This window comes from Rhodococcus sp. MS13 (assembly GCF_013277835.1).
Lineage (GTDB): Bacteria > Actinomycetota > Actinomycetes > Mycobacteriales > Mycobacteriaceae > Rhodococcus_F > Rhodococcus_F erythropolis.
The window spans coordinates 177,761-196,690 of sequence record NZ_VBTL01000001.1; the positions used below are offsets into that span (position 1 = coordinate 177,761).

General features: G+C 63.8%; 17 protein-coding genes and 1 riboswitch. Of the genes, 5 read left to right on the plus strand and 12 right to left on the minus strand.

Features of this window, described 5'->3' with window-relative positions; all coding sequences use genetic code 11:
• Positions 1–187: 187 nt before the first annotated feature.
• Entirely contained in the window at positions 188–2,251 is a 2,064-nt protein-coding gene (gene pknB, locus FEZ59_RS00710) for a Stk1 family PASTA domain-containing Ser/Thr kinase (RefSeq protein ID WP_021344579.1), read from the plus strand.
• Positions 2,252–2,278: 27 nt separating this feature from the next.
• On the plus strand, positions 2,279–2,707 hold the full coding sequence (locus FEZ59_RS00715; RefSeq protein ID WP_021344580.1) for a protein phosphatase: 429 nt from the start codon (positions 2,279–2,281) through the stop codon (positions 2,705–2,707).
• Positions 2,708–2,790: 83 nt separating this feature from the next.
• On the opposite strand, the gene FEZ59_RS00720 is transcribed toward FEZ59_RS00715, so the two are convergent.
• From FEZ59_RS00720 to FEZ59_RS00755, 8 genes are all read right to left on the minus strand, one after another.
• The gene (locus tag FEZ59_RS00720) at positions 2,791–4,176 is read right to left on the minus strand and encodes a 3-deoxy-7-phosphoheptulonate synthase class II (RefSeq protein ID WP_007730070.1); all 1,386 of its coding nucleotides are present in this window, start codon (positions 4,174–4,176) and stop codon (positions 2,791–2,793) included.
• Positions 4,177–4,266: 90 nt separating this feature from the next.
• Positions 4,267–4,758, minus strand: a complete 492-nt coding sequence (locus tag FEZ59_RS00725) for a polyadenylate-specific 3'-exoribonuclease AS (protein ID WP_003941683.1) — start codon at positions 4,756–4,758, stop codon at positions 4,267–4,269.
• Between the two features lie 66 nt (positions 4,759–4,824).
• The gene (locus FEZ59_RS00730; RefSeq protein ID WP_020969874.1) at positions 4,825–5,631 is read right to left on the minus strand and encodes a lysophospholipid acyltransferase family protein; all 807 of its coding nucleotides are present in this window, start codon (positions 5,629–5,631) and stop codon (positions 4,825–4,827) included.
• A gap of 94 nt (positions 5,632–5,725) precedes the next feature.
• The gene (locus FEZ59_RS00735) at positions 5,726–6,766 is read right to left on the minus strand and encodes an ROK family protein (RefSeq protein WP_020969875.1); all 1,041 of its coding nucleotides are present in this window, start codon (positions 6,764–6,766) and stop codon (positions 5,726–5,728) included.
• 124 nt (positions 6,767–6,890) lie between these two features.
• On the minus strand, positions 6,891–7,286 hold the full coding sequence (locus tag FEZ59_RS00740; RefSeq protein WP_021344583.1) for a hypothetical protein: 396 nt from the start codon (positions 7,284–7,286) through the stop codon (positions 6,891–6,893).
• On the minus strand, positions 7,283–8,551 hold the full coding sequence (locus FEZ59_RS00745; protein WP_021344584.1) for an ArsA-related P-loop ATPase: 1,269 nt from the start codon (positions 8,549–8,551) through the stop codon (positions 7,283–7,285). Before FEZ59_RS00745 ends, FEZ59_RS00740 begins: the two co-directional genes overlap by 4 nt.
• On the minus strand, positions 8,552–8,989 hold the full coding sequence (locus FEZ59_RS00750) for an SRPBCC family protein (RefSeq protein ID WP_019748898.1): 438 nt from the start codon (positions 8,987–8,989) through the stop codon (positions 8,552–8,554).
• A gap of 63 nt (positions 8,990–9,052) precedes the next feature.
• On the minus strand, positions 9,053–9,439 hold the full coding sequence (locus FEZ59_RS00755; protein WP_021344585.1) for a hypothetical protein: 387 nt from the start codon (positions 9,437–9,439) through the stop codon (positions 9,053–9,055).
• Between the two features lie 159 nt (positions 9,440–9,598).
• Between FEZ59_RS00755 and FEZ59_RS00760 the strand changes: the two genes are divergently transcribed.
• Entirely contained in the window at positions 9,599–11,410 is a 1,812-nt protein-coding gene (locus FEZ59_RS00760; RefSeq protein WP_019748900.1) for a long-chain fatty acid--CoA ligase, read from the plus strand.
• Positions 11,411–11,492: 82 nt separating this feature from the next.
• Here the strand turns inward: FEZ59_RS00760 and FEZ59_RS00765 are convergent, their stop codons facing one another.
• The 4 genes from FEZ59_RS00765 to FEZ59_RS00780 form a co-directional block, all read right to left on the minus strand.
• On the minus strand, positions 11,493–12,620 hold the full coding sequence (locus FEZ59_RS00765; protein WP_031333520.1) for a glycosyltransferase family 4 protein: 1,128 nt from the start codon (positions 12,618–12,620) through the stop codon (positions 11,493–11,495).
• A gap of 106 nt (positions 12,621–12,726) precedes the next feature.
• Entirely contained in the window at positions 12,727–14,085 is a 1,359-nt protein-coding gene (locus FEZ59_RS00770) for a hypothetical protein (RefSeq protein WP_346343210.1), read from the minus strand.
• Positions 14,086–14,159: 74 nt separating this feature from the next.
• Positions 14,160–15,212: a C40 family peptidase gene (locus tag FEZ59_RS00775; RefSeq protein WP_020969878.1), complete on the minus strand. Its 1,053-nt coding sequence runs from the start codon at positions 15,210–15,212 to the stop codon at positions 14,160–14,162.
• A 324-nt stretch (positions 15,213–15,536) separates the two neighbouring features.
• Entirely contained in the window at positions 15,537–16,094 is a 558-nt protein-coding gene (locus tag FEZ59_RS00780; RefSeq protein ID WP_019748904.1) for a C40 family peptidase, read from the minus strand.
• Between the two features lie 14 nt (positions 16,095–16,108).
• Positions 16,109–16,287, minus strand: a riboswitch (cyclic di-AMP (ydaO/yuaA leader).
• Between the two features lie 521 nt (positions 16,288–16,808).
• Here FEZ59_RS00780 and FEZ59_RS00785 point away from each other — a divergent pair.
• Together FEZ59_RS00785 and FEZ59_RS00790 are read left to right on the plus strand one after the other, a co-directional pair.
• Complete coding sequence (locus FEZ59_RS00785; RefSeq protein ID WP_172932074.1) at positions 16,809–18,569, plus strand: DEDD exonuclease domain-containing protein; 1,761 nt, start codon at positions 16,809–16,811, stop codon at positions 18,567–18,569.
• Positions 18,570–18,647: 78 nt separating this feature from the next.
• Positions 18,648–18,923, plus strand: a complete 276-nt coding sequence (locus tag FEZ59_RS00790; RefSeq protein ID WP_003941677.1) for an Lrp/AsnC ligand binding domain-containing protein — start codon at positions 18,648–18,650, stop codon at positions 18,921–18,923.
• The last annotated feature ends 7 nt before the right edge of the window (positions 18,924–18,930 follow it).

Genomic DNA, 18,930 nt, shown 5'->3' on the forward strand with positions numbered 1-18,930 from the left:
GTATCCGTAACCGAGATTTCGCGAACCGGGATTTCGTGAACCGGGATTTCGTGGTGACCGCGAATCGGCGCCCGTACGGCGGGGGCCACTACTTACATGCTGACAGCTACCGCCCAGAGCACAACCACACAGAGCACAACCACACAGATCGCAAGCACGGAGGAATAGTCATTACGGAGGTCGAGGGTTGATCGGCGAAATGCTCGAGCGCCGCTATCGAGTGGACGCACCGATCGCGCGCGGCGGTATGTCGACCGTGTATCGAGGCCTCGATACACGGTTGGATCGACCTGTCGCTATCAAGGTGATGGACCCGCAATTTGCCGGCGATCCAGCGTTCCTGACTCGTTTCGAGTTCGAGGCCCGGGCCGTGGCCAGACTCAAGCATCCGTCCCTTGTGGCCGTCTACGACCAGGGCAGCGATCGCAATCACGTGTTCCTCGTGATGGAACTCGTCGACGGTGGAACTTTGCGCGAACTCCTTCGTGAGCGCGGACCGATGCCGCCTCACGCCGTCGCTGCAGTCGTGGCACCTGTCCTGGACGCGTTGGCGGTGGCGCATCGAGCGGGACTGGTTCACCGTGACGTCAAACCCGAGAACATCTTGATCTCGGACACCGGCGAAGTGAAGATCGCCGACTTCGGATTGGTGCGTGCAGCCGCGGCAGCAACCACCACCTCCAACAGCGTGATCCTCGGCACCGCAGCCTATCTGTCGCCGGAACAGGTGACGTCAGGAATTGCCGACACTCGAAGCGACGTCTATTCGACCGGCGTGTTGATGTTCGAACTTCTCACCGGTACCACACCGTTCACCGGTGATACGTCACTCTCCATCGCCTACCAACGCATCCACGACGATGTCCCGCGCCCCGGTTCACGCATCCCCGGTGTACCGGCGCAGTTCGATCGCCTGGTTGCCGAAGCCACTCACCGCGAGCCGGCACATCGTTTCGCCGACGCTGGTGAGATGGCAGCTGCACTTCGCAGTGTGAGCGAACAACTGGAACTTCCGTCATACCGCGTTCCGGCTCCGCGTCGAAGCGCCCAGCACCAGAGCGCGCAGGTTGCCCCGGCTCGGCCACAACCGGCGCCTGCGCCCCCGACGGATGTACACCCGAACTCTGCTGCGCGCCCGAACCCTGGTGCCACGACGGTATTGGCGTCCGGCGTGGCCCCGGCTGCGGCAGCCACCACGGCGCTCGGCACGGGCTCTCCTCCCCCCGGCGGCGTTCAGCACACTCGCGCGGTCACCGCACAAACTGCCCGTCCGGCGACGGTCGACGGCGACTCGGATTTCGACGACGGTTCCGATTTCGGCGACGACCAACTGGGACCTGACGATCCGCACGCTCATTTTGTCGAAGCACGACGCAAGTCTCGACGAGCCACCCTGATCTGGCTGCTCGTCATCGCGGTCCTCGCGCTTGCGTTGGGCTTCGGCGGATGGTGGATGGGCTCGGGCCGCTATACAGCTGTTCCCTCGATCGACGGGCTGACCAAGGACACTGCGGTCACCGCTCTGCAGGACGCCGGGCTCTCCCCCGACGTCCAGGGTCAGTACTCCGACGCCCAACCCATCGACACGGTGATCGGGACAGACCCGGCCTCCGGCTCCAGGGTTACCAAAGGCTCGACCGTCGCGCTGCTGACTTCGCTCGGGCGTCCGACTGTCCCGCCCATTCCGGCCGGCGGCGACGTCTCGGCCCTGGGCGCACAACTCGCCGACCGTACTCTCGTCGCGGTCGACGGCGGGGACACATTCAGCTCCAAGATCCCGATCGGCGGCGTGGCGGCGCTCGACCCGGCGCCGGGAACCGAGGTTGCCGTGGGCTCCTCGGTCAAGGTCATCACGTCCAAAGGGTCACCGCCCGTTGACATTCCCGACGTGAAGGGCATGTCCGAGAACGCTGCGCGCGCCGCCCTCGACAAGGTAGGTATCTCCGTCAGCACCACCAGAACAACGTTCGACGACGCCGTCGAGGGCGGTAGCGTGATCGGCACAGATCCCGCAGTCGGGTCCTCCGTCAACGCCGGCACCTCCGTTGTTCTCCTCATCTCCGACTCCGTCAAGGTTCCCTCGCTGATCGGCCGCTCCGTCTCCTCAGCACGCGAAGAACTCGGCCGCCTCGGCCTCGAGATCACCGTGCGTCAGCTCACCCAGAACGACAGCTCGGTCATCATCAGCCAGAGCGTCAAGAACGACCTCGTTGCCAAGGGCACCGACATCAGCGTCGTCGCAATTCCCTGACAGTCCGCTTCGGCCTAGTCTGAATTCATGGCCACGTGGGAACCCGAGAGCATAGGGATACTCGACTTGCCGTCGGGGAGATCGATTCGGGGTCGAGGACTCCGCAATCCACTTCCTTCCGGACCTCTCCCCACCTTCGGTGTCTACCTGACCGGTAAAGAACCTCCCGCCACCGAGTGGGATTCGGTGTGGGTCCGCTGGCGAGATTTCTGGTTGCCGAGCGATCCCGACGTGCTGCGCAGCGCCTTGCACGAAGTGTGGGTGCGTTCGGAAACCGAAAGAGTCGAGATCGCGTGCGGTGGCGGATTCGGCCGCACCGGAACAGCTTTGGCCGCTCTTGCCATTATGGACGGAGTGCCGAGTGAGGACGCCACCGCGTACGTTCGCGCACGCTACTCACCTCGCGCCGTCGAAATGCCCTGGCAGCGCCGATTCGTCACACGATTCACGACATAGCGAACGCCCCCACCTGCACGCGCGGGTGAGGGCGTTTGCCGAAAATCAGTGCCAGTGCGAATCAGCTTCGGCGAAGCAGGGTTTCAGCCTCGCAGCATCTCGGCCACGAGGAACGCGAGCTCCAACGACTGTTGGGTGTTCAATCGGGGGTCGCAGGCCGTCTCGTAGCGACCACCGAGATCGAGGTCGGAGATGTCCTGTGCGCCGCCGAGGCACTCGGTGACGTTCTCACCGGTCAGCTCGACATGGATACCACCCGGATGCGTGCCGAGGCCGTTGTGGACCTCGAAGAAGCCCTGAACCTCGTCGACGATGCGATCGAAGTGGCGCGTCTTGTACCCGGTGGAGGCTTCGTGGGTGTTGCCGTGCATCGGATCGCACTGCCAGATGACCTGGTGGCCGGTGGCCTGGACCTTCTCGATGATCGCCGGCAGCAGGTCGCGGACCTTGCCGTTGCCCATGCGCGAGATCAGAGTCAGTCGACCCGGCTTGTTGGTGGGGTCGAGACGCTCGACGTATTCCACCGCCATTTCCGGCGTGGTGCTCGGACCGATCTTGAGGCCGATCGGGTTGGAGACCAACTCGGCGAAGGCGATGTGCGCGCCGTCGAGCTGACGGGTGCGGTCACCGATCCAGAGGAAGTGGGCCGAGAGGTCGTAGAGCTTGGGGTGGTCGCTGTCGTTGTCGAGACGCAGCATCGCGCGCTCGTAGTCCAGAACCAGGGCCTCGTGGCTGGCAAAGATCTGTGCCTGGTGCAGGCTCGGATCGGTGACGCCACACGCGTTCATGAACTGCAGGCCGCGGTCGATCTCGGCGGCGAGTTGCTCGTAGCGTGCGCCCGCGGGCGAAGCTGCGACGAACTCGCGGTTCCAGTCGTGCACCTTGTGCAAATCGGCCATACCGGCGCCGGTGAGCGCGCGAACCAGGTTCATCGCGGCGCTGGCGTTGGCGTATGCGCGCACCAGACGCGAAGGATCGTGCGCACGGACTGCCTCGTCGGCGACGAGCGAATTGATCATGTCGCCGCGGTACGACTTGAGCCCCAGCGAGTCGATGTCGGCAGAACGCGGCTTGGCGTACTGGCCGGCGATGCGAGCAACCTTGACGACAGGCATCGAGGAACCGTAGGTGAGCACGACGGCCATCTGCAGCAACGTGCGGATGTTTCCCTTGATGTGCGGCTCGGTGTTGTCCGCAAATGTCTCGGCGCAGTCACCGCCCTGGAGCAGGAATGCTTCACCACGCGCGACCTGCGCGAGACGCTCTTGCAGCGCCTCGACCTCGCTGGCCACCGTGATGGGAGGCACGCTCTCGAGCACAGTCCGCATGGCGGCCGCCTGGTCAGCGGGCCACGAGGGCTGCTGAGCAGCGGGCTTCGCGAGTGCCTCGTCGAGCTGCTTACGCAGTCCGGCAGGCAGCGGCGGGAGTTCGGGCAAGCGGTCGATCGGCACGTCGACAGTCCAGTTCACCTCTACAGGATATTCGCTCGCCCGTCGGCGCGTCACACAGGCTCTCGATCGCAGCCCAATCGGGACACTTCTCGCGCACCGAAACCTGAGTCAGCGAAGTGAACGTGCTGCCGAAATCGCATCGAACTTCACGAGGTTGTGCCTGGCGTCGGCAAGTGCGTCGTGTGCGTCGGCGGGCGCTGACGGGAGGGCAGGACTGCCGTTGTCTTCCCAGAACTGTCGGAGTTCGCGGGTGTACCGCGGCATCGACTGCGGTAGTTCGGTCATATCGCCCCACAACTGGCACAGCGCGACGTGGTCGTATGCGGCTACCCACGCCCAGAGCTCCGGAACGACCATCGGCCGCGGAACGAAGAATTTCAGAAGATCGTCGCGGATCTTCTCGCGTGATTTCCACAGCGGCGACGAAGGCTGCGGCAACTTCGGCAGCACGTTCTTGCGCACCCAACTACCGGCACGGGCGGGATCGAACTCCGTCGAGACCGCGTAATACTCTCGGCCGTCCTCGCAGACAACGCCGATGGACACGAGATCGATGGTTCGACCGTCTTCGATGAATTCACAGTCGTAGAAGTAGCGCACGTCCGAAAACTATGCCGCACGCGCAGGCTCTGGAGCCAATGAGCGTGCGGCAGGTGTGGGAAATCTCTAGCTGGCCTGTGCGTCCGGGAGCGAATCCTTGTCGGTCTTCGCGGACTCCTTCGACTCGGCCGAGACCACGAGATCAACAACCGACTCGCCGCCTTCCGCCGGAACATCGACGGCAGCTTCGGGTTTCGTGGGCGCCTGGTTCTTGAGGCTCGCCGCGTAGATGTCCACGTACTCCTGACCGGAGAGTTTCATCAGCTTGTACATCACTTCGTCGGTCACAGCCCGCTCGACGAAGCGGTTTCCGCCCATGCCTTCGAAGCGGGAGAAATCGATGGGTTCACCGACGATCACGGTGACCTTCGCGGGGCGCCACATCCGTGAGCCGATCGGATTCATCTTGTCGGTACCGACCATCGCAACCGGGATCACCTTGACGCCCGATTCGAGCGCGAGGCGCGCCATTCCGGTCTTGCCCTTGTAGAGACGACCGTCAGGCGAACGCGTTCCTTCGGGGTAGATACCCAGCAGACTGCCCGAACCGAGAACCTTGAGACCGGCGTTGAGCGCATCCTGCGCCGCGTCCGCGCCGGTTCGGTCGATGGGGACCTGTCCGACCGCGGTGAAGAACCACTTCTGGAAAGCGCCCTTCAGGCCGGAACCGGTGAAGTACTCGCTCTTGGCAAGGAAGGTGATGCGGCGGTTGACGCGAAGCGGAAGGTAGAACGAGTCCAGAACCGCCTGGTGATTGCTGGCCAGAATGGCCGCTCCGTCAGTCGGAATATTCTCGTGACCTTTGACCGTCGGACGCCCGAGCAGCCAGAGAATCGGCCCCAGCAACACATACTTGAAGAGCCAATACCACACGGCGTCCCTCCCATTCACAGCTGAATTTCGCTGAGTACGACCTTACTGCCGACCGGTAACCCCCGCTACACACGCCCCTGGAGGATCGACCCGATCACAGTCCGGCAGACGTGGTTCCAGCGCCGTCGACCCCACCGAGATCCTGAGGCACTACCGAACGCGCCAATGCGGCGGCGCCCACCATGCCCGCAGCTTCGCCGAGTTGAGCCGAACGGATTCGTGCCAGCGGGCGGTGCTTCGCGCCGGTCAACAATGTCGCGTACTGCTCACGGGCGTCGTCGAGAAACAGTGGGGCAGAACTCGCGACGCCGCCTGCGATCACGACCAGATCGGGATCGTAGACGTCCCCGACCATCGCCAATCCGACGGCCAGCCAACGGGTGAACTCGGCAATGGTTGCCAGAGCGAGTGGGTCACCGTCCTGCGCGGCGTTGGCGATCCGGCGACCGGTGAGGGAACCCGGATCCACCGCTACTTCGCGCGCCAGAACCGTCGACGCAGCCGGGTCGGCGGCCAGCAGTTCGATTGCCGTGTCCACGAGCGCCGTTCCGCTGCAATAGCGCTCCCAACACCCACGCTTGCCACACGCACACTGACGCCCGCCTGGCACGACCTGGATGTGGCCGAGTTCGGGGGCGACGCCGTGACTGCCCCGGTACAGCTCACCGTTGATCAGCAGCGCGCCGCCGATTCCGGTCCCGATTGCCACCATCACGACATTGCGGCCACCTGCGGCCGCGCCGAATCGGTGCTCCGCGAACGCCGCTGCATTAGCGTCGTGCTCGAGAACGACGGGCAATCCGAGCCGCTTGCTCAAGTCACTTCCCACCGGCGCGTCCACCCAGGGCAAGTGCGGCGCGAACCGAACCGAGCTTCGATCGGAGGTGATGAAGCCGGCGACCGCCAACCCCACGGCAGATACCTCGTGCCGGGTGACCAGTTCGCGTACGACGCGATCGAGGCCGTCTTCGAGAGCGCGTGCGGACTGCGGGGTCGGGGCTTGAATCATCTCGAGCACTTGTCCGTCGACGTCCACGACGGAGGCCCTGATGCTCGTTCCGCCGACGTCGATGCCGACCGTCAAGATGTCGTCCATGGTGGAGTCGGAGACCGCTTTCAAGCGGCGCGCGCTCATCGCGCCAATTCCCGCGCGAGCGGCGCCCGCTGGAGTGCGCACCCTGTATCGGTGCCTCGTGCGTCGGTGACCATTGTGTCGATTGTGCTCATCTCGGGCCGTCAGCTCTACCCGGGGTACTAAGTCAGTCCTTGACCGTCACGTTGATCGGGACAAATGCCGCCGTTCGAGTTCGCTCGGCACCTGGCGTCGTCGCTCCGCTGTCCGGTCCGCGATCCGGGCCGGACGGCCCCCCGAGAAACTCGTCGAGAATCTCGCGAAGCAATGCGAGGAACGCCGCTGCGTGACCCGCGAGAAACGCCAGTAGTTCGTGGTGCTCACCGCGAACCAGTGCAGCGAGAGCGCACACCGGGCACCAACTGCAGCCAGCGAACACCGGCTGCGTGTCCGCTGACGCCGAGTCACCCGCAACGTCGGCCGTCGCTGCTGCAGCCTTTTGCAAGACCGGTTCCAGGCGCGTCAGAACGGTATCCGCCAGCGCGCGAAATTCCGCGACGAGGCGCTCATGCTCTTCGCTCATACTGGCCACACCGCGGGATCCGGGCTGAACCGGATGATCAGGTAACTGCCGTCCAACTCCGCCCCGTTCACGACACAACGACGCAGCACCGACGCCAAACGAACTCTGCGTCGTACGCCGTCTGCTCCCACCAGCACATCGTCCTCCACCCGGCCCAACGACAACGACGACGGATCCACGAGCGGAAGGTACATCCGCATCACGTACACCGAATCGACCCCGGCCCCCGACTCCAACGACACCACGATGTTGTCCGCGGTGTCGACAGCGTCGATTGTGTCGACGGTGTCCGAATCCGTGCCCGTTCCACCCTCGAACGTGGCCGCGATCTCGCCCAGAGCCGCCAACCCTACCGGTTCGGCGCAGGCGCGCTCGACCGTTGTGACGGACATTCCATCAGTCGATCCACGCAATTCGTCGACGACGAGTGCCTGTGACGCCCTGATCGAAGCGAGCCACTGCGCCGCCGGCGAATCGTCGACACCCTTCCCGGCCGACGAGTTGAACTGCGGGACAATGTTGTTGACCATAATCCCGTCGACTCGCAATCCGGCCAGAGCCAGACCGGACAGCGTCCGGCGAGTCGCCGCGGCCGACACGCCATCGGCCGACGTCACAACGCGCACGCTGGTGTTCTCCCGATCCGAGAGGTGAACGGCGATCCGATCCACCGACGCGAGCACGCGTTCGATGACGGACACGAGTAGCAACACTCGCATGTCCGAGCCCGTCACGGCGACCATCCGCCTGTGCCGCGGCCACAATCGCTCGAGATACTCCGACACCATCGACGGCGACCCGAGGATCCGCAGCGCTTCGGCTGCGGCCGGACAGTCCACGATCACGAGGTCGTAGTCACCGCTGCTCGAGATATCGACGATCTCGGAGAGTCCGAGTATGTCTTGGATCCCCAGGGATCCCGTCAACTCTTCCGGTTCCAACCCTTCGAACGACGAACCGTGTTCGTGATCTCCCGCTCCGAAATTTCCTGCAGCATCGATCAATCCCGACAGTCCTCGGAACTTTTCCTCGAGGAGCTCTGAAGTGTCGAGTTGCCGGACGTCGAGGCGCTCGGTGAGAGGTGTAGTCGTTCGCAGCGCCGGCACGCCCACGACATCCGCGAGAGAACCTGCCTGATCGATCGACACCAAAAGCACTCGTGCCCCGTCGGACGCAGCCGACACAGCCGTCGCCGAGGCAAGCGTCGTCGTGCCTGCTCCGCCTTTACCGACGAACAGTTGGACGCGAGATCGTTGCTCCGGCACTCAGCCCTCGACTCGCTTCTTCAGTTCTTTCAGAGCTGTGTCGGTAATGATCTTCTCGGCCTTGCGCTTGAAGAGACCGATCATCGGGATCGTCAGGTCGACCGTCAACTCGTAGGTGACAGAGGTGGTGCCGTTCGGGCCGGGCTCGAGTGTGTACGAACCGAATTGGGACTTCTGGATCTCACCCGAGATCAGCTCCCAGCTCACCGCCATACCGTCCGGCGCCCACGAATACTGCAGTTCGTAGGTGTCCTTCACCATCCCCGCGTCGAGGACAAAACGCACTCGGTCCGCGCGGCCGCCCTGCCCCGGCGCCGTCACCTCGACGGACTTCGCCGCGGCCACCCATTCGGGGTACTGCGCGAAATCGGCGATGACGTCCATCACGGCGTCGGCAGGGGCGTCGATGCTGATCAACCCCTTGGTCTTCTCGGCCATACGACTGCGCTACCTTCCTTCGTCAAAAGTCCAGAACCTGCACAACGAGCACTACTTCGATTATCAGTCCGGTGCTACCCCGGCGGCACGTCCTGCTTCGAGTTCGCGCTTGAGCTGGAAGGACATGACCTTGCCGTCGACCCGACGCTCTCGGTTCATCCCGGAGAGGTCGAGGTTCGCCAGATCCGACGGTGATACGCCGACCGGTTCACAGTGCAGGAAGTAGTGCGCGATCGTCCCGTCCATGACCGGTTCGAGCCACACCTCCATGGTGCCGACCAGCTGACCGGACACTCCCCAACGGAATCCTGCGGGACCGCGATCTTCCCGGACTTCGAGCGCAAGATCACTGAACCAGCGACGCCACCGCGCGCGCGAGGACAACAGTTCGGCGACCCGCTCGGGCGGGGCGGCGATGAAAGTCTGGTCTGCGACCTGAATGCTGCTCACCGAAGTAGCTTCACATATCGCGTCGGCGAAGCGTCGGGGGGTGTCGCACCACTACATACCGGACAGACTGTAAGCCTGGCCACAACTGCGTCGGACATGCGACTACAGTAGGAGACGAAAACCCTACTCGTCAGTATTTCGCAGTGTCGGAGGTATTTCGTGCCTGAGTTCAGCGCACCCCAGACGTTCACCATTCCCGAGGATGCCTCCGCGGTCGACTCGGTCTTCGCCTTCGCGAAGACGAAGCCGGCGGCGGTTGTCTACAAGCGCAAAGTCGGAAATGCATGGGTCGATGTCACTGCAGGCGATTTCGCCGCCCAGGTGACTGCAGTCGCCAAGGGCCTCATCGCGATCGGCGTCAAGCAGGGCGACCGCGTCGGCCTCATGTCGGCGACGCGTTTCGAATGGCCGCTCGTCGACTACGCCATCTGGGCAGCCGGTGGCGTGACGGTTCCGATCTACGAAACCTCCGCAGCCGAGCAGGTTCGTTGGATTCTCGAGGACTCAGAAGCAATCGACCTCATCGTCGAGAACGACACTCACGCCGCGACCGTGAAGGACGTCGCTGCAGCCGCACCCGCGCTGCGCACGGTCTACCAGATCGATGCCGCGGCAGCCGGTAAGGGTGTCGTCGAGGAATTGACCGCACTGGGCGCCGACATCTCCGACGAGGACGTCCACGCCCGCGTCGCTGCACTGAAGGCCTCCGATCCCGCGACCCTGATCTACACCTCGGGCACCACTGGCCGACCCAAGGGCTGCCAGCTGACGCACTCCAACCTCATTGCGGAGTCGAAGGGCATCCTCGACTCCAACCTCGGGACGCTGCTCAAGACTCCCGGCGTTCGCACCCTGATGTTCTTGCCGCTCGCGCACGTTCTCGCTCGCGCAGTCAGCATCGCGTCGTTCGATGCCGGTGCAGCGCTTGGACACACGAGCGACATCCCGAACCTCGTTCCGACGTTCGGCGAGTTCAAGCCCGACTTCATCCTCTCGGTGCCGCGCGTATTCGAGAAGGTCTACAACAGCGCACGCGCCAAGGCGCACGGTGACGGCAAGGGCAAGATCTTCGACGCGGCCGCAGACACCGCGGTCGCGTGGAGCGAGGCTCAGGACAAGGGCGGCGCGGGCATCGTTCTCAAGGCCAAGCACGCCCTCTTCGACAAGCTCGTGTACTCGAAGCTGCGCGCTGCACTCGGTGGACAGTGCCAGCTGGCCATTTCCGGTGGTGCACCCCTGGGCGCTCGACTCGGCCACTTCTTCCGCGGTATCGGCGTCACGATCTACGAGGGCTACGGACTGACCGAGACAACCGCAGCGTTCGCCGTCAACACCATCGGCGCACAGAAGGTCGGCTCTGTCGGAAAGCCGTTGGCCGGCAACTCCGTTCGCATTGCCGAAGACGGCGAAATCCTCCTCTCGGGACCGGTGGTCTTCACCGGCTACTGGCGCAACGAGAAGGCGACCGCCGAGTCGATCGAGAACGGCTGGTTCCACACCGGAGACCTGGGCACCGTCGACAAGGACGGCTACATCACGATCACCGGTCGCAAGAAGGAAATCATCGTCACGGCAGGCGGCAAGAACGTCTCCCCCGCTCAGCTCGAAGATTCCCTTCGCGCACACCCCCTGATCAGCCAGGCCATCGTGGTCGGCGACCAGAAGCCTTTCATCGGCGCTCTCATCACCATCGACGCCGAGGCACTTCCCGCCTGGAACGAGCGCAACAACAAGGCCGCGGGAACCACAGCTGCCGACCTGGTTTCGGACGGCGAACTGGTCGGTGAAATCCAGGACGCCATCGACGAGGCCAACAAGCTCGTCTCACACGCCGAGGCGATCAAGAAGTTCCGCATTCTCCCGGTCGACTTCTCCGAGGACACAGGCGAACTCACGCCCACGATGAAGCTCAAGCGCAACGTCGTGCACGAGAGCTTTGCCGCCGACATCGAAAAGATCTACGCCAAGTAGGTTTTCGGCAAGCAGCTTCTCGCAGCAACGAACGGCCCGCACCGAATTCGGTGCGGGCCGTTTGCGTTCGAGTCCCGGTGGCTCAGCCGAGCAGATTACGCAGCTTCGAAGCGAGCGTGTCCCACTTCCAGTCTTCGGCAACCCACGCCCGGCCGGCTGCTCCCATCGCGGCCGCTCGATCACGATCGGACAGCACCTCGATCACGGATTCGGCGACGTCACGAACAGAGGTGCCGTCGACCACGAGCCCGGTCTTGTTCTGCTGCACCGTTTCCGGAGCGCCACCACTGCGCCCGGCGATGACCGGAACACCGGTCGCCGAGGCCTCGAGGTAGACGATTCCCAGTCCTTCGACATCCAATCCCGCGCCTCGCGTGCGACACGGCATGGCAAACACGTCGGCAATCGTGTGGTGAGCCGCCAACTCTGCGGCGGGCACCGTGCCGGTGAAGACGACGTGATCGTCCATCCCGGTCTTACGCGCCAATTGACGGAGGTGGTCCTCGTACGGTCCACCGCCGACTATCACCAGTACCGCCCCGTCGACGCTCTTGCGAATGGTCGGCAGCGCCTTGATGAGCATGTCCTGCCCCTTGCGTGGCACGAGCCGCGACAGGCACAGGACCGTGGGCCGCTCTCCCAGCCCGTATCGCTTGCGCAGTTCTGCGCGGGCGACCGAGTCCGGGTGGAACACCGACGTGTCCACTCCGGACGGAAGGTGCTCGAGCGCCGCTTGCGGGCCGAAAGCCGCCGAGAACCGTCCACGGGTGTATTTGCTGACAAACGTCACCGCATCCGTGTGATCGCCGATCACACGCAACGACTGCCGCGCACCGGGAATCATCGACCACCCGACCTCGTGGCCGTGAGTACTCGCGATCACTCGGCTCGCTCCGGCGCGTCGAACAACCGGCGCCAACAGCGCCAAGGGCGCTGCCGCACCGAACCACACCGACTCACAGTCGTGCTTCTTGACCAGCTTCGCGGCCCGACGAGCGACAAAGGGCGACGGCAGCATCAGTGTCGTCGGGTGCCGAACGACCTCGAAAGGCTGTGCCGCATCGAACTTCTTGTGCGAGTCGCCCCGCCACCGCGGTGCGTACACCACCAACTTGTCCGCCGGCAGGTGCCCGGCAAACGTGTGGAGATAAGACTGGATACCTCCGGGGCGAGGAGGAAAATCGTTGGTCACCAAGAGGGTCCGGCGCATCCGTCCACCGTAGGGCACGCTGTGCTTGGAGTCGTGACAAGGGCACGCAGTGCTTCGAGACTTGCGAAGCTCACCTCGCCGAGTCGAACGTCCAGCCGCAAACCGCTCAGCCCAGATGGCTGTTGGTCCAGTCGACCCAGCCGACTCGCAGTTCCTCGGTTCCAACGCCGAGGACCGCTCGGATCCGCGAGTCGAGGTCTTCGGCCGTCATCTTTCCGGAGGCGAGGGCTCGAAAGAGGTCGGTCAGCTTCGCCTCGCCGAATCGATCAGCGATATACGCGTTGATAGACCACGCCGATTCGTACGCCAGTGAACTCACGACCGGGACACCGCCGAACTGTGTGTCGTCCGGAAACTCGGTCGGAGTATCGCCGGCGCGGACCGCTGCTGCCAGAGTCGGCGCTATCTCACCCCAGGCCCGCGAGGATCCACGATTTCCCGCGTACTCGGCGAACCCTTCCAACACCCACATCGGCGACCCGTCGCGGGTTTTCGATCGGGCGGCTATGTGCATGAGCTCGTGGCGCAACACCGTTCGCCTGGTGATGTCGGTCAGCCTCGAAGCCGCGGCAGGTGAGAAGACCACCCGCTGGCCGCTCACGTCGGAAGACCCGTCCGCCGTTGCATCCGCGACCGACACTGCGGCAATCGAAGCGCCGTCGTGATGGGAGCCGACCAGTGCGGTGAACTCCTCCGCGGACCCCGCCACCATGAGCACCGCGCGCTCGGACCACCACGGCCCCCACAACTGCGTCGTGTTTTCGATGGCTGAGTCCACATCGGCCGCCAAAGCGTCGACGAACACCTGCTGACCCGGGTGACCGATCACGAGTGCATTGCCCGCGGTATTTTCGGCGACGGCCAGCGGGCCGAAGTCCCAAGGGCCGTTCCAGGATTCGCCCGCCGTTCGGGCTCCGTCCAGTCCGACGATCGACCCGTCCGCAAGAACCGACCACTGATCGCCGCGTTTCGCGAGCGTCATGGACACTGCCTTGCGAGTGGGCAATGCGTCAACGCCGTCGAGGGCGTATCGCAACAGAACCTGCGCATTCCAGACCTCGACGTCTCCGTCCGGTGCACCGGTTCGCGGCGCCGGTGTCAGGCCGCCGCTGGGAATCTCGTATCCCCAGTCGGCAAAGTCGAGCGCTCCCGCAGCGGTGGCTCGTCGAACTTCCGCTTCGAGCACACCGGGTGCCGCAGCACTGTCGACGAACTTCGCCAGCCCCGACGGATCGTCGGACATCTGCGCCGTAGCCCATGCATCGAGAAATGCTTGTACCTGCGCGGTGCGTTCGGCGTCCTGCTCACTGGCCGCATTTTCGTCGGAATCGGACCTGTTCGTCAGGAAGATCGTCAAACCTAGAACGAGCACCACTGCAACGCCGAGCGCCACGAGGGCTGGATACTCCCAACGGCGTGTTCGATCTGCGCCGACGTCGGGCGTCGTCATCGGTTCAGTCGGCACGGTGCCGAGTGTAGGAGAACTCGACTCGACGCTTCACGGCGGCTGGCCACACGCCGCTCGGGCGCAGCAAGCCGTCAGTAACGACGCGCAGTGGAGAACTCCATGCCTGCCATCGACTGAACCTTCACCGGTACGCCGAACGTCGACGCATGCAGAATGTTTCCGTCGCCGGCGTAGATGCCGACATGCGAGTTGTCGCTGTAGAAAGTCACGACGTCACCGGGCTGCAACTGGTCCCTCGACACCGGTACACCGCCCTGCGCCTGCGCTTGGCTCGAACGCGGCAGAGTCTTCCCGATTTGCTTGTAGGCCCATACGACCAGACCTGAGCAGTCGAACTCGTTCGGGCCGGTCGCGCCCCAGACATACGGGTCACCGATCCGCGTGAGGCCTGCCTGCAGAGCAGCAGCACCCGAACCAGGCGTCAAGTTAGCTAGAATTTTGCTGAGATCGACATCCGGCGGGAATGGCGTACCGCTCAGTTGGTTACGCTCGTCGTCGGTGAGGCTCTGGAAAGCTTTGGTCACGTCGGCGATCTGCGTCTGCAGTTCACTCTGCTTGCGCTGCAAATCGTCACTGAGTGCGCGGGCTTGATCGGCGGCGGTCCGCGCTTCTTCGGCCGACCGCTTCGATGCTTCCGAGGCGGCACGCGCTTCGGCAGTGGCTTGGTTGAACTGTGAGACCTGCACTGCCGCGTCGTTGGAAATCACGTCCAGCGCGGACATCTGATCGAGCAACTGCTGCGGCGAGTCGCTCACCATCAACGCAAAGAGGCGATTGGTCCGCGCACCCTGGTAATTCGCTGTGGCAATACGGTTTACCGCCGGAGCGAACTCGGCGACACGTGCCGAAGCCGCGTCGAGAAGACCCTGATCGGCTGCCGAACGCGCGTCCGCATCATTCGCGACCGCCAGCTTCGCGTCGAGGTCGATCTGTGCGTTGTGCAGCGCTTCGTTGGTCTGCTCGGATACCCGGGAGAGTTCACCGAGCTTGTCGAGCGCCTCGGTGGGGTTGGTGATGACGGGGTCGGCACCGGCCTGCATCGAAGGCCCTGCGACGAGTCCGAACGCCAGCACTCCCACTGTCAATGCGGCGCGTACTCGACTGTTGTTTTTCGATGAAACCACGGAATGCAACTCTCCGTCTCGGTGAAGCGACGTCGACCGGGACCGGTCGACGATCTGTTAGCTGGCTGTCAACTATCCACAGTACCTGTCTCGGCCGCGCAATGTCTCGATAAGGTTACGGAACGGCATACGTTTGTGTCTACTCGCCGGTAGGCGTGTCGGGGTGAAGTACCGGGCGAATTGTCGCGAAACGAAAATGTGGGCCTCGAATCAAAGATTCGAGGCCCACATTCGAAGATCCGGAGCTCCCCCGAGCTCCGCCGCCTTGCAGCGGCGGATCGTTCCGACCGTCTACCGGAGACAGCCGTCGAGCGTGTTCAGAAATCAGTAACGGCGAGCACCGTCGTACGGCATCGAGGACACCGGTGCGAGCTTCACGGGCTGACCAGCGGTCGACGCGTGGATGACGTTGCCGTTGCCGGCGTAGATGCCCGAGTGCGATCCGCCGTAGAAGGAGATCACGTCGCCGACCTGAAGATCGGACTGTGAAACGGCAACGCCGGCTGCGGCCTGGTCGTAGCTCGTGCGAGGCAGGTTCAGACCAGCCTGCTTGTATGCCCACTGGACCAGACCGGAGCAGTCGAATGCGTCCGGGCCCGATGCGCCGTACACGTACGGGGAGCCCAGCTTGCTCTCTGCGGCGCGAACTGCCTGCTCACCAACACTGGAGATGGGAGCGGCCGGAGCGGCCGGTGCGATGTCGGTGATGCCCGGGATGACCGGCAACTGAGGAATAGAAACGCCCGGAACCTCGAAGGTGCCGACGCCGGGGATGGTGATGGGGTCTGCCGAGGCAGGTGCAGCGGTTGCAGCAAATGCTCCGACTGCGAGCGCGCCGGCTACTGCCAACTGCGCTGAACGCTTGAAACTCTGTGACGCCACTTAAGGGGTGCTCCATTTCTTCCATTCATCCGCCGACCGAGTTAGCTGACGGGTTCGGGCTGGGAAGATCAGCCCTACCCGCGTGGTCCGCAGCGATCATGCGTGCTGCACCCCAGGCGGGATTCACCCCAGTGGAAACTTGGGTTCCCGGTTCGGGTTCCTCGCGGAGATCCCGATTAGGCGGTTCCTGACGATGCCGGTCCTGTTTGGTCCGGCAAGACTTCGTTAGGTCTCAGGAAGGTTACGAAATGATCGCGACGATGTCGACCGCTTCGTGACAATCGCGCCCGATTCGCCGGAAATCATGCTGCCGCGCCCGCGATACGCCGGACGGGTCACGAAGAGATAACAACAGGTCTGTTCGGCGAGGCTCACCTGGCCCGCAAACCTGCGCTTGCTACCCACTGGCAAGGGTCACCAAACCCGACAATCCGATCTCCCATGCAGTTCAACGCCGATTACTTGAAACTAGAACCCGTTTCGATCAATCAGGCGGTTTCGGCGACTGATCGCCGTAGCAACACCCTCACGAATCGCCCTACCGGTAAGTAGGTAGGAGTCCGCATTCGCGAGTTCCCACCGCAAGTGTGATCCTCGTCTCTCGTACTTTTGACGGGGGTCAATCCGTTGCTTTCCCAATGGAAGTCGGAGTGAGCCAGGTTCCGCGTATGCACTCTCGAATTCGTGTCGGGGGGTCCTTCTACTGTCTGCGGTGTGAGTCCCGCCTCGGCCCGAGAATTTCCGTCTCCGTCCCCGTTCTCCGACGGGGAGAAGTTCGACGTCGGGCGGCAACTGAGCTTCGACGAGCTGGACACACCGCTGGGCGAAACGACGTTTGTCGTCGTCGACCTCGAGACCACAGGTGGAAGCGCCGACCAGGACTCCATCACCGAGATCGGCGCCGTCAAGATCCGCGGTGGCGAAGTGCTCGGTGAAATGGCAACACTCGTCGATCCCGGCCGATCGATTCCGCCGTACATCGTCGAACTGACCGGAATCACCACCGCCATGCTGATCGGCGCACCTCCCATCGAACGTGTCCTACCGGCTTTTCTCGAATTCGCCGAGGGTGCGGTGCTGGTGGCACACAACGCGCCCTTCGACATCGGCTTCCTGAAAGCAGCGGCGTCACGCAGCGCACGCCCGTGGCCGTCGTTCCGTGTGCTGTGCACTGTGAAGCTCGCCAGACGCGTGCTCACCCGCGACGAGGCGCCTTCGGTCAAACTCTCCGCACTCGCCCATCTCTTCCAGGTGACCACCCAACCGACGCACCGCGCGCTCGACGACGCGCGTGCGACCGTCGACGTCCTACACGGGTTGATCGACAGAGTCGGGAACCAAGGCGTCCACAGTTACAGCGAACTCGTCGACTACCTGCCCAACATTTCCTCACATCAGCGCGCAAAACGGTCCTTCGCCGCAAACCTGCCGCGAAGCCCGGGTGTCTACCTTTTCCGAGGCCCTTCGGACGAAGCCCTCTATATAGGAACTGCTACCGACCTTCGACGCCGCGTCCGCAACTACTTCACCGGTTCGGAGACCCGCGGCCGGATGAAGGAAATGGTCGCGCTCGCCACCCGTGTGGACCACGTCGAGTGCGCCCATGCGCTCGAGGCAGGAGTGCGTGAACTACGACTACTGAGCGCGCATGCACCCCCGTACAACCGTCGCTCCAAATTCCCCAAAAGAGGATGGTGGATCACTCTCACCGACGAGGCGTTTCCCAGACTGTCCGTGGTTCGCACGCCTACGGCCGATTCGATCGGCCCGTTCACCTCTCGCGGCGACGCAGTCGAAGTCGCCGACACCGTCGCAGAGTTCAGCCGCCTACGCACGTGCACCAAACGTCTCGGGCGCGGCGCCGTTCACGGCCCTGACTGCCCCGCTCGCGAACTGGGGGCGTGTCCCGCCTCCTGGGCACCGGAACTCACTGCGCAGGACTACGCGGCCGCCCCTGAGACTGTGCGTGGATTCTTCCGGGGAACCAACGACGCTCCCCTCCAACAAATGCAGGCGCGAATAGACGAGCTGTCCGAACACGCGTTGTTCGAGAATGCTGCTCGTCTGCGTGACCGAACGGTCGCAGTCTCTACCGCAGTGCGGCGCACTCAGCGACTTGCAGCAGTCGCGGCGATCGAACAACTGATTCTCGCCCGTCCCACCGGGGACGGCGGCTGGGAGCTGTCGGTGATCCGTTCCGGACGTCTCGCGTCCGCCGGGCTCGCCAGACGTGGAACTCACCCGATGCCCGTCGTCGACGCCATCACCGCGGCAGCCGAAACCGTCCTACCGGACGACGCACCGTTTCGCGGCGCGTCACCCGAAGAACTGGGCCTGATCGCACGGTGGCTCGCATCGGACGGTGTCCGAATCGTGTCGGCGACATCCGGCTACGTCGAACCTGCGGGCGGCGCCGGCAAGTGGGAAGCCTGGTGCCGACTCGCGCGGGCCGGTACCGAATCCGAACATCGATGACGTAACGACGGGGCGGCACCCCTAAGCTCGATCGAAACCACCGGGTCATCACAACCCACCGGGAAATCGAGGAGAGAAATGATCAACGCCATCGTCATGATTCACGCCGAGTCCGCTCGGATCCCGGAAACCGCGCAGGCCGTCGCCGACCTGTCCGGAGTGACGGAGGTCTACTCGTGCGCAGGTGACGTCGACTTGATCGCCATCGTGAAGGTACGTGACCACGCCCAGATCGCCGACGTGGTCACCGGAGGAATCAACAAGGTGCCCGGCGTTCTCCGAACCGCCACACACATCGCCTTCCAGTCCTTCTCCAGCGCAGACGTCGAGGCCGGTTTCTCGCTGGGCGAGTAGCTCGTCG